Annotated in this window: 9 protein-coding genes and 1 pseudogene; 4 read left to right on the top strand and 6 right to left on the bottom strand. The window is 74.2% G+C overall.

The window, feature by feature from the left end:
• Positions 1-74 precede the first annotated feature (74 nt).
• Together ACQPZ4_RS29860 and ACQPZ4_RS29855 are read right to left on the bottom strand one after the other, a co-directional pair.
• Positions 75-2,195, bottom strand: coding sequence for a LamG domain-containing protein (locus ACQPZ4_RS29860; RefSeq protein WP_433042495.1), 2,121 nt, complete (start codon positions 2,193-2,195; stop codon positions 75-77).
• Positions 2,195-2,761 (bottom strand): hypothetical protein, encoded by a 567-nt coding sequence (locus tag ACQPZ4_RS29855; RefSeq protein ID WP_433042492.1) that lies wholly within the window; start codon positions 2,759-2,761, stop codon positions 2,195-2,197. Before ACQPZ4_RS29855 ends, ACQPZ4_RS29860 begins: the two co-directional genes overlap by 1 nt.
• A gap of 42 nt (positions 2,762-2,803) precedes the next feature.
• On the opposite strand from ACQPZ4_RS29855, the pseudogene ACQPZ4_RS29850 reads away from it, so the two are divergent.
• Positions 2,804-3,133 (top strand): annotated as a pseudogene (locus ACQPZ4_RS29850) (signal peptidase I); the annotation flags it as partial.
• A 169-nt stretch (positions 3,134-3,302) separates the two neighbouring features.
• On the opposite strand, the gene ACQPZ4_RS29845 reads toward ACQPZ4_RS29850, so the two are convergent.
• Together ACQPZ4_RS29845 and ACQPZ4_RS29840 are read right to left on the bottom strand one after the other, a co-directional pair.
• Entirely contained in the window at positions 3,303-6,248 is a 2,946-nt protein-coding gene (locus ACQPZ4_RS29845; protein WP_433042490.1) for an ATP-binding protein, read from the bottom strand.
• 7 nt (positions 6,249-6,255) lie between these two features.
• Positions 6,256-7,353 (bottom strand): FAD-dependent oxidoreductase, encoded by a 1,098-nt coding sequence (locus ACQPZ4_RS29840; RefSeq protein ID WP_433042487.1) that lies wholly within the window; start codon positions 7,351-7,353, stop codon positions 6,256-6,258.
• A 140-nt stretch (positions 7,354-7,493) separates the two neighbouring features.
• On the opposite strand from ACQPZ4_RS29840, the gene ACQPZ4_RS29835 reads away from it, so the two are divergent.
• Genes ACQPZ4_RS29835 through ACQPZ4_RS29825 form a run of 3 tightly spaced genes read left to right on the top strand, consistent with a single transcriptional unit; the run spans position 7,494 to position 9,783 of the window.
• Entirely contained in the window at positions 7,494-7,883 is a 390-nt protein-coding gene (locus ACQPZ4_RS29835; protein WP_433042484.1) for a GntR family transcriptional regulator, read from the top strand.
• Positions 7,880-8,734 carry an ABC transporter ATP-binding protein gene (locus tag ACQPZ4_RS29830; protein ID WP_433042481.1) on the top strand — a complete coding sequence of 285 codons (855 nt, stop codon included), beginning with the start codon at positions 7,880-7,882 and terminating at the stop codon, positions 8,732-8,734. Before ACQPZ4_RS29835 ends, ACQPZ4_RS29830 begins: the two co-directional genes overlap by 4 nt.
• Complete coding sequence (locus ACQPZ4_RS29825) at positions 8,731-9,783, top strand: ABC transporter permease subunit (RefSeq protein ID WP_433042478.1); 1,053 nt, start codon at positions 8,731-8,733, stop codon at positions 9,781-9,783. The genes ACQPZ4_RS29830 and ACQPZ4_RS29825 overlap by 4 nt, the downstream gene beginning before the upstream one ends.
• Here the strand turns inward: ACQPZ4_RS29825 and ACQPZ4_RS29820 are convergent, their stop codons facing one another.
• Both ACQPZ4_RS29820 and ACQPZ4_RS29815 read right to left on the bottom strand, forming a co-directional pair.
• Complete coding sequence (locus ACQPZ4_RS29820; protein ID WP_433042475.1) at positions 9,784-12,411, bottom strand: caspase, EACC1-associated type; 2,628 nt, start codon at positions 12,409-12,411, stop codon at positions 9,784-9,786.
• Positions 12,387-12,788, bottom strand: a complete 402-nt coding sequence (locus tag ACQPZ4_RS29815) for an effector-associated constant component EACC1 (protein ID WP_433042472.1) — start codon at positions 12,786-12,788, stop codon at positions 12,387-12,389. The genes ACQPZ4_RS29820 and ACQPZ4_RS29815 overlap by 25 nt, the downstream gene beginning before the upstream one ends.
• Positions 12,789-12,873: the final 85 nt, after the last annotated feature.

Below are 12,873 nucleotides of genomic sequence, written 5' to 3'. Positions count from 1 at the left end.
CGCCCGAATTGACCGTCCCTGCGACCGAGGCTACGCGCGTCCGCCGAAGTCCGCGCGGCGACGCACCAGACACGTCAGTGGTTCGCGTGGTAGTGCCACGCCACCTGCTGGTCGCTGAGCTGGGCGGAGTACACGGCGAGCTCGTCGAGGGTACCCACGAGAACGTCATTCGCGGGACGGTTGGGCCAGCCGGTCAGGTCGGAGCCGCCGTAGCGCCAGTAGCCGGTGTAGCTCTGGGCGCCGGTGTTGGCCGAGGACCCGACCAGGGCGCCGTCGACGTACAGCCGCATCCCCGCCGGGCCGAGCGAGGCGGCCGCGTAGTGCCAGGCGCCGTCGGTGTACACGGCGCCGGCCGGGGAGCGCACGACGACGTTGCCGCCGTTGTACGCCCCGAAGGACAACCGCCCGCCCGCGTCCACGTACAGCACGCGGTCGCGGCTCGCCGACGGACCCGTCGGGGCGTCCTGCAGGCCGATGAGGGCGCCGCCGGAGCGGGTGCGGAACCAGCCTTCGACGGTGAAGGCGGCCGGGTTCGTGACCGCCGCGTTCGTATACAGGTTCGTGATCCCCCGCAGGCCGATCGCCGTCGCCGCGGTCTGCCCGCCCTGGGCGCCCTGCAGCGCGCCCGGCAGGCCCGCGGTGAACGGGTCCGGCGGTGTGCCCGCGCCCACGTCGGGCCCGGTGCCGGCGAAGAGGGCGGCGACCTCCGCGGCGCCCAGGGCGCGGCCGAACACCCGCACGTCGTCGACGCCGCCGGTGAACGGGCCGGCCCGCAGCGCGGCGGTGCCGTTCCAGCGCAGGGTGTGGATCGCCGTGCCGGCCTGGGCGCCGTTGACGTACAGCGTCAGGGTCGAACCGCCGTCGTAGACGCCGACGAGGTGCGTCCAAGTAGAAGCCGCGGGTGTACCGCCGGTCGCCTCGTCGACCGCGGGCGCCGCGCTGTCGGCCTGGGTGGCCGCGAACGACCACCGGCCGGCCGCGTTGACCCGCAGCGCGGCCGCGAAGCCGGTGCCGCCGTCGATCGACAGGACCGTGCCGGCGGCCGTGGACACCGGGTCGGCCCACGCGGCGAACGTGAACGGGGCGTCGGTGCGGGCGGCGGGCACGGTACCGGTGACGCTGCCGTTGGCACTTCCGTCAAGCGTGACCGCGGCGCCAAATCCGGCCGGACCAGTCGTCCAGCTCGCCCCGGCGCCGAGGGTGCCCGGGTTCGCGGTCACGCCCCCGGCGGAGTCGGCCGCGGTGGTGCCGGTGCCCTCGGTGAACGACCAGTGGGTGGTCTCGCCGGTGCCGTAGGCCGCCCTGATCTCGGCGGCGGACAGGGCGCGGCGATAGGTGCGCACGTCGTCGACGCGGCCGTCGAACGCGTCGGTCCACCCGCCGTTCCACCAGCTGCGCCCGGCCTGCAGCGCCCCGGTGGCGTCCCAGACGCTGGTGTGGCCGCTGTAGCTGCCTTCGAGGACGCCGTTGACGTACAACTGGATGGTTCCCGCATTGGTGAAGACGCCGGTCAGGTGCACCCAGGTGTCGACGGCGGGCGCGGTCGTCGAGCTGGCCGAGTCGCTGGTGGGGCCGGTCGCGTCGGTCCGGGTGAGCAGCATGCGCCATTTCGCGGCCGTGTTGTCGTACTTGAGGATGAAGCCGCTGCTGGTGGTGCCGGGCTGGCTCAGCACGGCGCGGTTGCCGCTCAGGTTGTGCGGGTTGGCCCAGGCCATGACCGTGAACGCCTGGCTGGTCCGCACGGCGGGCCGGCTGCCCGCGGCGTAGCCGGTCGCGGCGCTGCCGGCGAAGGACAGGGCCGAGTGCCCCCCGTCGCGGCCGGTGGCCCAGGTCGCGGCGCTGCCGAGGGTCGCCTGGTTCGCCGCGCCGGAATAGTCGCCGGCCGTGGTGCCGGTGTTCTCGTCGGCCGGCCACCACGTCGACGCGCCTGCCGTTGCGCCGGTGTACGTCCCGGGGTGCGACGATCCCGATGCGTCCCCCGCCGGCGAGCTCGCCGCGGCCGACACGGCGTCCTCGGCCCGGTGGTAGGCGTAGGGGGCGTCGGCGGTCACGGTCGCCGGGTAGCTCCCGAACGAGGCCGCCGCCGACAGGGTGTTCGCGCTGGTCGTGGCGTCGGTGAACGCCGCGCCGACGCCGGCCGGGACGACCAGCGACAGCACGGCGAGCACGGGCACGCACCACGGCAGCAGACGCATTACGTGTTCTGCGCCTCCCAGGTGAAGGTCGCCGACGCGGTACTGTTCTGGGCCGCGTTGTTGTCCTGCACCTGATACTTGAACTGATAGGTCTTCGTCGCGTTCGTGGCCGCCGCCCAGGAGCTCACGCCGGTGGCGTAGGAGTTGCTGGCGGTGTTGAACGTGCTGAGGGTCTTCGTGGTGTCGGCGAGGCCGGTGGCGTTGTAGTCGTTGGCGCTCTGCACGAAGTCGGAGCAGTCGGAGGCGCTGCCGGTGCCCTCGTTGATCTGCAGCGTCAGGTACTGCCCCAGCGTCCCGGTCAGGTCGGCGTTCTTGAGGTACAGCTTCACCACGGCCGCCAGCGATCCGGTGTAGGTGATCTTCACGCAGGCGGTGCCGGTGCTGCCGGGCTTCACCGCCGACGCCGTGAACAGGGCGGTGGCGGGCGAGTTGGCCCCGAACGACACGGTCCCGGTGGACCACGTGTTGGACCCGTTGGTCGTGGTGGCCGAGAACGCCGCGAACGACGCCTGCCAGATGAGCACCCCGGCGACCGAGAGTCCCGCGAACAATGCGAGCGACTTCATTCGACAACCGTGGACGGCTCAGGTTGCGGTTCCGGTTGCCGAATGGTGGCATGGATGGTCCAACTGCTGCGCACGGCCGCGCGGGCGATCCTGTCCTGCCTGGCCGCACTCCTGCTCACCACGCTGGCCCCGGCGCTGTTCGGGTGGCGCAGCAGCGTCGTGCTGACCGGCTCCATGCGGCCCGCCATCGATCCGGGCGACCTGGTGGTGGCCTCCCCGGCCCGCGCCGCCGACCTGCGCCCCGGCCAGGTGGTCGTGGTGGAGAACCCGGCCCGCCCCGGCACCCTGCTCATGCACCGCCTGGTCCGCCGCAATCCTGACGGCACGCTGGTGACCAAGGGCGACGCGAACGCGGTTGAGGACAGCACGACGGTACCGGCGGCGAATGTCAAAGGACTCGCCCGGCTGCGGGTGCCGTGGGTGGGCCGGCCCGCGCTCTGGCTGCGCACCGGGGACTGGCCGGCGCTGTTCGGCGCGTTCGCCGCCCTGCTCGCGCTCTCGGCGGCCGCCTCCGCGAAGGACAAGGGGGGCCGGCACCGGGCTATGGGAGGAGCGCGGTCATCAGGGCCTCGATCCGGGCGTACACCGTGCCGCCGGTCATGGTGGCCGCCCTGGCCAGCAGCGCCGGCCGGTCATCGCCCAGCACGGCCGCGAGGCGCTCGCCACGCCCGGGTGGGAAGAACCGGCTGACGTTGGCGCCGGCCCGGGTGCCCAGCGCCCACAGCTCCCGCGCGGTCTCGGCGTCGCCCCGGAATGCGGCGAGCTCGGCCCCGCCCATCGCCCACGTGCCCAGCAGCGGCCGGTCGTGCGCGGCGAGCACCTCGGCCCTGGCCCGCCGCAGCTCGCCGGCCGCCTCAGCGCCGCCGGCCCACAAATGGATGACGGCGGCCGCGATGCGCAGCGCCGGGTCCGGCTGGGGCCGGTCGGCGAATGCCAGGGCTTCGTCGTACCGCCCACGCCGCCAAGCCAGCTCCGCCAGCCCGAGATCGGCCTGGCCGGCGGCCTCGTCCTCGGGGTCGACGCCGAGCAGCCGCCGCTCGGCCGCCTCGTCGCCGGCGAGGGCGAGCTGGGTGTCGAGCAGGACGCGGGTCTCGCGGGCGTCCTGGGCGGCGCCGAGCAGGTTCAGGTGCCGCTCGCTGCGGCGCAGCCATTGTCCGCCGCCGGTGGTGTGCCCGGCGGCGTGGGCGGCCATGCCCATGCCCCAGTGGTCGCCGACCGCCTCGAACCGCCGATAGGCCAGGACCGCGTCCCCGGCGGCGTCCTCGGTGGCGCTCTCGGTCAGGACGGCTCGGATGAAGTGGCCCATGCCCTGGACGTACGGGTCGGGGTGCGCGACGAGGTTCGCGGCGTCGGCGAGGCTGCGGTCGGGGTCGGCGTGTTCGAGTCCGGGCAGCGCCGCCGCGAGCGCCGTGTGGCGGGGCGAGACGTCCTGCGGCCGCTCGGCGAACAGCGTGTGCAGGGCCCGCCGGGCGAGCGCGATGAGGCGGACCGGCCCGGTACTGCCCGCGTTGAGCGCGATCAGCACGCACAGCTGCGCGAGCCGGTCGGCGTGCGGCCGGGGCCGGCCGCTCGCCGCGCCGTGCAGGATCGCGGACCGGCGGCGCGCGCCGGGGTCGTCGAGGTGCAGCAGGCGGCGGGCCCAGGCGGTCGCCTCGGCGTGCCGCCCGCGCACGGTCCACAGCTGCAACAGCGCGAGCGCGAGGTCCGCCGCGGCCGGTTCGTCGCCGCGCTCCAGGCTCCAGCGCAGGGCGGCGACGAGCGTGTCCTGTTCCGCCGCGGTGCGCTCGAGGGTGCCGAGCTGGCCCGGCCCCATGAACCCGCCGGCGAGGGCGACCGCGTGCGGCACGGCCCAGGCGGCCAGCGCCTCCATCGCGGCGTCCCGGCCGCCGGACGCGTCGAGGCGGGCCTCACCGTACTCGCGGACGGTTTCCAGCATTCGGTACCGCCCGTCCTCCATCCGCAGCAGCGACTGCTCGACGAGCGCGGCCAGGCTTCTGGGACGGCCTCCGAGCGCAACCGCAAGCTCCGCGGTGAACGGCCCCGGGACGACGGCCAGCCGTTCGAGGAGTTCTTGTTCGGCCGGCGCGAGCAGCTCCCGGCTCCAGTCGACCATCGCCCACAGCCCGGCGTGCCGCTCGGGCAGCCCGCGCAGCGCGTGGTCGAGCAGCCCGAACCGGTCGTCCAGCCCGCCCAGGACGTCCCCGATCGGCATGTGCCGCAGCCGCGCCGCCGCCAGCTCCAGCGCGAGCGGCAGGTTGTCCAAACGACGGCACAGCGCGCTGGTACGTCCAGTGCCCCGCTCGATCACCGCCCCGCCCGCCTCGGCCCTGGCGGTGAGCAGCGCCACCGCGGCGTCGTCGTCGAGCATCGGCAGCCGGTGGACGACCTCGCCGGCCAGCCCGAGCGGCGCCCGGCTGGTGGCCAGCACCCCGAACCCGGGCGCCGCCGCATCGAGCAGCGCCGCCACCCCGCCCGCGGCGGCGTCGAGGACGTGCTCGCAGTTGTCCAGCACGAGCAGCCCGTCGAGCTCGGGCCCGGCGGCGGGCAGCGCGGCGAGCACCTCGGCGGGTGCGCGTACGCCGGCCAGCTCGACCACCCGGACCGGCCGGCTCCCGCTCTCCGCCCGCGCGATCTCGGCGGCGAGCCGGGTCTTGCCCGCACCCCCGGTCGCGACGACGGTGACGAGCGGCGCCTCCCGCAGCGCCCGCCGGACCGCGGCCAGGTCCGCGTCCCGCCCCACGAGCGGCGTCCGCGCCCGCCGCCACGAGGCGGGAAGGGCTCCGCCGGCCCGCGGTCGTTCGGCCGGCAACTGTCTGCGCAGCAGGGCCAGGTGCGCGTCGGCGAGTGCGGGGGAGAGGCCCGCGCCGTACCGCTCGGCGAGCCCGCCCCGCACCCGCTCCACCAGCTCCAGCGCCTCACCGTCCCGCCCCTGCGCCGCGAGCACCCGCACGAGCAGCGCCGCCGCGCGTTCATCGGGCGGTACCAAAGAAGCCAGCCGGTGCAGGTCGCCCTCCTCGGCCGGCCGTCCACCGGCGAGCGCGGCCTCCGCTTGCAACGTCACGACCTCGCCGAACAGCCGGACGAGCCGCGCCTCGGTCAGCTCCGGCCGGGGCGGGAACAGCGCCCGGGCCTCCGCGGCGAGCGCGCCCGCCCGGTCCACCTCGCCGTCCCGCAGCGCCCGGCGGCCCCGATCGGCCGCCTCCCGAACCATGACGGCGTCGATCTCCACGGCGTCGAGGGGGATCCGATATCCGCCCGGCGCCGCCTCCACCGCCAGCCCGAGCCGCCGCGCCCGCCCGGCGAGCGCCTGCACGGCCCCCGCGGTGTCCTCGGGCGGCTCCGACCCGGCCCACACCGCGTCGGCCAGCCCGCCGAGCGACACCGTGCGCCCCCGGGCGTCGAGCAGCGCCCGGATCAGCGCGGCGAGCCGCTCGCCCCGCACCGGGCGGCCGTCGACCGCCAGGGAGCCGAGCGTCGTGATCCGCACGCTCCCATCATGACGTGAGGACGGCGATCAGCTTGTCGACGGCGTCGTCGCTCGCCAGGATCTCGTTGAGCTCGCCGGCCTCGGCCGCCGTGGCGGCGCTGCGCGCGAACATCGCCGGCTCGTACGCGGCCAGCGCCGCCTCCACGTCCCCCGGATGTGCCGCGATCGCCGCTCCGAGCTCGGCCCCGTCCAGCATCGCCTGGTTCGCCCCTTCCCCGTCGGGCGGCTGCAGGTGCGCCGCGTCCCCGAGCAGCGTCACGCCGGCGACCCGGTCCCACCGGTGCCCGACCGGCAGCGCGTACTGCGGCCGGCGCACCGGCGCGGTGTCGCTCGCGGTGAACAGGGCGGCGATCGCGGGCGCCCACCCGTCCACCTCGCGGGCGACGTCGGCGGTCGCGAACCAGTCCAGGGGCCGGGACAGCACCAGGTACGCGCGCAGGTTCCCGCCGGTCTCCCGGTGCGCCAGGAACCACTTCCCGGGCTCGTCCCGGTCGAACACGAACAGCGACCCGCCACCGACCGCCCGCGCCGTGTCCGGATGCCGGCGATCCCCGTCGGACAGGAACGTCTCGACCGCGCAGCGCCCGGTGTACCACGGCGTGGCGGACGACACCAGCGGCCGGACCCGCGACCAGGCGCCGTCCGCCCCGACGAGCAGGTCGGTGACGGCCTCGCCGCCGCCGGCGAAGCGCACCGCGTGCCGCCCGCCGCCGAGGGCCCGCACCTCGCGGACCTTGTGCCCCCAGCGCACGGTCCCGGCCGGCAGCGAGTCGAGCAGCATCGCGCGCAACCCGGCCCGCTGCACCTCGGGGCTCGCGCCGGACCCGTCGTCGGGCTTGTCGAGCAGCACGGTGCCGTCCCGATCGGCGACCCGGATGCTCTGCCGCCCGGCGAGCACGAGCCGCCGGAACGGCTCCGTGAGGCCGGCCGCCTCGAGGGCCGGTTGCCCGTTGTACTCGTGAATGTCGATCAATCCGCCCTGTGCCCGCGCGGTGGGCGAGGCGTCGGCCTCGTAGACGACGGACGGGATGCCGTGCACGTGCAGGACCCGGGCCAGGGTGAGGCCGCCGAGTCCCGCGCCGACGATGGTGACTGGAGTGCTCATGCCTGCGAGCCTGCGCGCCGCCACCGACACGGCGGCGACACGCGAACGACACCGCCCTGTGCCGCCGGTCACGGCTTGACGCGGGCCGGGTCGCCCCTTCACTAGGGTTCCACTAGTAACCTAGTGAAACGGGATAACGGGTGATCGAGTTCCACCTTGACCCGCGCTCGGGCATCGCGCCGTACCTGCAGCTCGTCCGGCAGGTGCGCCAGGCGCTGCTGCTGGGCCTGCTCGCCGAGGGCGACAAGCTGCCCACGGTCAAGGAGGTCGTCGCCAGGGTGGCGATCAATCCGAACACCGTGAGCAAGGCGTACCGCGAACTCGAGCACCTCGGCCTCGCCTCGGCCAAGCCCGGCGTGGGCACCTTCATCACCCGCTCGCTCGGCGAGGCGTCGCTGACCGACCACGGCCCGCTGCAGCAGGAGCTGCGCGCGTGGCTGACCAAGGCCCGCGCCGCCGGGCTGACCGAGCCGGGCATCGAGGCGATGTTCCAGAACACCCTGCGCGCGAGCGCCGAAGAGGAGCAATGAACGCGATCCTGCAGGCCCAGGCGCTGGGCAAGCGATACGGGCAGCGCCAGGCGCTGTCCGACTGCACCCTCGAGCTCCCGCCGGGCCACGTCGTCGGCCTGGTCGGCCCGAACGGCGCCGGCAAGACCACCCTGCTGAAACTCGCCTGCGGCATGCTCGCTCCGACCACGGGGCGGATCGAGGTGCTCGGCGAGGCGCCCAGCGGGACGACGGCACACCTGGCCCGCGTCGGGTACGTCGCGCAGGACACCCCCACCTACGCGAGCCTGTCCGTCGCCGACCACCTGCGCTTCGGCGCCCGGACGAACCCCGGCTGGGACGCGGACCTGGCCCGCGACCGCATCGAGCGGCTCGGCCTCAACCCGAACCAGAAGGCCGGCAAGCTCTCCGGCGGCCAGCGCGCCCAGCTGGCCCTGACCGTCGCCGTGGCCAAGCGCCCCGAACTGCTCATCCTCGACGAGCCGGTGGCGAGCCTCGACCCCCTCGCCCGCCGCGACTTCCTGCGCCACCTGATGGAGTCGGTCGCCGAGCACGGCACCAGCGTCATCCTCTCCTCCCACCTGGTCTCCGACCTCGAACGCGTCTGCGACTACCTGGTGGTGCTGGTCGACTCCCGGGTACGCCTCACCGGCGAGACCGACGACCTGCTCGCCCAGCACCACCGCCTCGTGTGCACCCGCCGCTCGGAGGCCGACCTGCCCGCGGGCCTCGAGGTGATCGCGGCCGAGCACACCGACCGCCAGTCCACCTTCGTCGTGCGCACCGGCCGCGACCTGCCGGCCGGCGACTGGTCCGCCGAACAGCTCGGCCTGGAAGACCTCGTCCTGACCTACATGGAGCGCCCCCGATGATCTGGATGACCTGGCGGCAGTTCCGCACCCAGGCCCTGACCGTCCTGGCCCTGACCGCCGCGGCGGCGACCGGCTTCCTGATCAGCGGACTGCTGCTGCACCACCGGCTGGCCGCCGCCCTGGCCGCCTGCGCCCCGGCAAACGCCTGCGACGGCTCCACCCCCGCCGCCCGCGAGCTGGGGTCGAGGGTCGCCCAGGTCTACGACAGCGCCCAGCCCGCGTTCGAGCTGCTGCAGGTGCTGGTGCTGGCGGTACCGGCGCTGCTGGGCATGTTCTGGGGCGCCCCCTTGATCGGCCGCGAACTGGAGACCGGCACCCACCAGCTCGCGTGGAGCCAGACCGTGACCCGCACCCGCTGGCTCGCCACGAAGCTCGCGGTCGTCGGCGCCGCCGCGATCGCCGTGGCGGCCGTCTTCAGCTGGCTGATGACCTGGTGGGCCGCCCCGCTGGACGACCTCAACGGCAACCGCTGGCCCGCGACGACCTTCGCCACCCGCGACCTGGTCCCGCTCGGCTACGCCGCGTTTACGTTCGCCTTGGCCGCCACCCTTGGCCTGCTGCTGCGCCGCACCCTGCCCGCGATGGCCGTCACGCTCGTCGTCTTCGTGGCCGTCCAGCTGTTCGTGCCCGGCTTCGTCCGCCCCCACCTGCTCCCGGCGACCACGACCACCTACGCCATCGACCAGGCCACCGCGACCCGCTTCCAGGGCTACACGGGCACCCGGGCGGACTACCACTTCGCGCTGCCGACCCCGCGCGGCGCGTGGCTGACCGACCGCCCACCCGTCCAGAACGCGTCGGGCCAGGCGGTCAGCATGGACGCCCACGCCGCCTGCTTCCCGGGCCTGGACGGCGACGGCTCGACCGGCGAACCGGACTTCGGCCGCATCGGCGCCTGCCTGGCGGGGGACAACCTCCACCAGTCGGTGACCTACCACCCGGCCGGCCAGTACTGGCCGCTGCAGTGGATGGAGACGGGCCTGCTGTTCGCCCTCGCCGGAGCCCTGGCCGCCACCTGCTTCTGGTGGCTCCGCCGCCGGCAGCAATGACTAGTGCGAGGAGTTGTAGATGGCCACCGCGACGACGGTGGCGAGCACGATGAACATGAGCGCCACCACTGCCCGCGCGCCCGGTGACAGCCCGATCGGCAACGGCCGGCCGGTGTCCGGCGGGTCCCACCACACCGCGGCCGACCCGAGCGAGCCCCGTACCGCGGCGGGCACCGGCTCGCCCTGCTCACCTGAGACGCGAGCGGCGCCGGCGACCATGTCGACGACCGCGGCGTCGCGCAGGAACGGCGACTGGCCACGCTGCACCAACGCGGCGACAGCGCCGTAGAGGACCTGGCGGACCGCCTCCATCGGGACCTCGGCCGCACGCGCGGCGGACTCGAAGCCCATGAGCCACGCACCGGCATCCTTGTCGTCGGCGCGGTCCGCGAGCAGCTGCCCGAGACGGAGCAGCTCGTCCGTGTCGAGGACAGCTCCGGCGGTGGCCGCGCGGACCATCCCGGCCGCCGTGGCGGGGTCGACGGTCCGCAGGTGCTCCAGGACGTTCACGGCGAACTGGGGACCGCGGGCTTCGACGATCTCCCGTACCGCCGACGTGTAGCCTTTGGTATTGACCTCGTCGACGAGGGCGGCCGCGGCTTCACTCCCGGCGAGTCGGGTCCCGTCGGCCAACCGGTCGGCAAGTGCGTCCAGCATGGCACGGCGCACCCGCTGCTCTCGCATTCCCTCCAGCGCCTTCAGGGCGGCCGCCGGGTCCCGCATCGCCCACTCCCGCACGAGATGCGGTGATCCGGCGAGCCGCCGCAGCCCGGCGGGGTCGCGCAACAGGCCGGGCACGGTCTCGACGGTGGGGAACACCTTCGCGGCGGCGGCGAAGTCGACCAGGCCCTGCAGCGTCTCGGGTCCGGAGACATGCAGGTCGGCGTCGACCTCCAGGCGCGTTGCCAGGCTCACGAGCAGCTCGAACGCCGAGCGCTGGGCCGGCGACGGAAGGCACTGTCGCAGGTCCTCCGCACTCGGCGGAGGGGACCACTGCACGCGGTCGAGGACCCTTCCGAGGGCCGTGCCGATGCGGATCTCGGCCGGCAGCTCGGCCGTGACGAGCTTCGGCCGCGGCTCCTGCAGCGGACAGGTCGACCAGGTGTAGGAAGCCGCGACCGTCCGCGGCAGGACATTCAGCACGGCGAAGATCGTGACCGCCGCCTCGGCCGGGGAGCCAGGGATCCTTACCAAGGGTTGGCCGAGCAGCAGGCCGGTCAACAGTCGGCGAACGGCCGCCTCGTCAGTGCGAGCGGCCCGCAGTTCGCGGCCACCCACCGCGGCGATGCCCTCGGCCCAGGCCCGCCCGGCGTCGTACTCGTAGGGCAGGAACTGGAACCGGCAGGTGCCCGCGACCCCGAACGGCCCGCCGCGTCCTTGCTCCGCGAAGCACCAGTGCGGGCGCCGGCCGACCTTGACGACGCGAAGGCTGTAGACGGGGTGGCCGACGGTCGAGCGGACCGCCGGCTGGACGACCTCGTCCTCGATGAGGCGCTGCGCGGCGGCCCGGAATTCCGCAGCGGCGGGTGTCCCGTCGGTCGTCCGCTGCGGCGCGAAACCCCGGCCCTCGTCGGCCCAGACAACGAGAGGCGGCAGGGTGACGGCGGCGATGTGCGGCGGCGGGGACGGCGCGGGCGGAGCCGTCGCGATCGTGCTGATCCGCACGACGAGCGACTTGCCGGTGGTGCGGTCGAAGACCTCGACGTTGGCGCGCGACCGCCCCGCCGGCGGGACGAGATGCACGTCGAAGGAGTCGTCGTGACATTCCAGCCGGACCCACGGCGCCTGGGTCGTCGCGGTCCACTCGTGCGTCGCGCCGTCCAGGCCGACGAGGCGGATGCGTTCCGGCGGCAGTTCCTCACCCGCGTCGATGTCCTGGAGGTCGATGCGATCGCGGGACAGGCTCAGGACCGGCGGCGCGACGGGGATGGGCCGGCGCGCGATCAGCAGGCTTCCCGCGCCGTCGAAACGGCGTTCCGGAGTCGGCCCGGGCTGGTCCTTGAGCTGCTCGTGGACGTAGTCGTACAGCTCCTCGATGGTGACCTGCCCGGGGGTGCGGGGCCGGGTCACGCCGCCGCGCAGGCCGGCTACCAGGCAGGTCGTGAACGGGCTGGCGTGGTCGGTTTCGAGGGCGTCCGCCGCGAGTTCCTTGGCGCTGCATCCGGCGATGACGAATCGGCCGCGGCCGGCGACAGGGGTGGCGATGTCCTCGCCCTTGAAGGCCCCACTGTGGCAGCAGTCGAGGATGATGGCCTTCTGGCGGGCCGGGGACGACTCGATCAGGTCGTTGAGCCAGCGGGAGCTGACGGCCGTCGTGTTGAGCCGCCCGACGCGCGAGTCACGCGCGCACAGGTACAGCGTGTGCCGGATATCGATCTTACCGTGGCCGCTGAAGTAGAAGAGCAGCACGTCCTCGCGGTGCGCGTCGGCGAAGAACCCCTCCAACGCGTCACGCATGTCGGCGATGGTCGTCTCGGGCCGGACCATGACGTCGGCACCGGCGAACATGCCGAAGTCGCCATCCTGCAGGGCCGCGCCGAGCAGCGTGAGGTCGTTGCGAGGTCCTCCGAGCGGCCGCAGTTCGTCGTACCGGGAGTTGCCGATCAGGAGTGCTCGGTACCGAACCACCGCGGGTCCCTGATCTGCTCCGCCACCGCATCGGTCAGCTTGGCGATGGCGGCCTCATCGAGACCGTCGAGGGTCACCTGCTCCTCGCGGTCGCCGGACTTGACCGTCACCACGATGCGGCGGTGCTTGTCGCGGGCCAGCCAGGCCTTGAAGCACGTGACCGCCGCCGAGAACGCGCCGGCCGAGCCCAGCGCGATGATCACCGAGTCGACGTTGCCCTTGGTGCCGGGGGTGTCGGCCGACTGGAGCTGGAAGCCGTCGATCTCGTTGCGCAGGTCCTGGTAGAGGTCGGCGACCTGGTCCAGCCAGAACTCGTCGGCGGGGTCGAACTCGTCGTGCTTCGCGACGACGGCTAAGTGCGGCGCGTCGGCTCCCATGATCGGCTCCTCGGTACGGGTCCCGGCCGTCCGATTCGGGTGTTCCGTGATCGGATCGACCGACTGTACCGGTTCGGCGAGCCGG

Source organism: Dactylosporangium sp. CS-033363 (genome assembly GCF_050942475.1).
Taxonomy (GTDB): domain Bacteria; phylum Actinomycetota; class Actinomycetes; order Mycobacteriales; family Micromonosporaceae; genus Dactylosporangium.
The sequence above is the reverse complement of the archived record's forward strand: the minus strand, read 5'-3'. Positions and strand labels throughout refer to the sequence as shown.

What these genes read in the sequence shown, in the direction of transcription:
- ACQPZ4_RS29830 (WP_433042481.1), top strand. Translation starts at nt 7,880, where the DNA reads ATGAACGCGATCCTGCAGGCCCAGGCGCTGGGCAAGCGATACGGGCAG.
- ACQPZ4_RS29860 (WP_433042495.1), bottom strand. Translation starts at nt 2,195, where the DNA reads ATGCGTCTGCTGCCGTGGTGCGTGCCCGTGCTCGCCGTGCTGTCGCTG.
- ACQPZ4_RS29815 (WP_433042472.1), bottom strand. Translation starts at nt 12,788, where the DNA reads ATGGGAGCCGACGCGCCGCACTTAGCCGTCGTCGCGAAGCACGACGAG.
- ACQPZ4_RS29840 (WP_433042487.1), bottom strand. Translation starts at nt 7,353, where the DNA reads ATGAGCACTCCAGTCACCATCGTCGGCGCGGGACTCGGCGGCCTCACC.
- ACQPZ4_RS29855 (WP_433042492.1), bottom strand. Translation starts at nt 2,761, where the DNA reads ATGAAGTCGCTCGCATTGTTCGCGGGACTCTCGGTCGCCGGGGTGCTC.
- ACQPZ4_RS29825 (WP_433042478.1), top strand. Translation starts at nt 8,731, where the DNA reads ATGATCTGGATGACCTGGCGGCAGTTCCGCACCCAGGCCCTGACCGTC.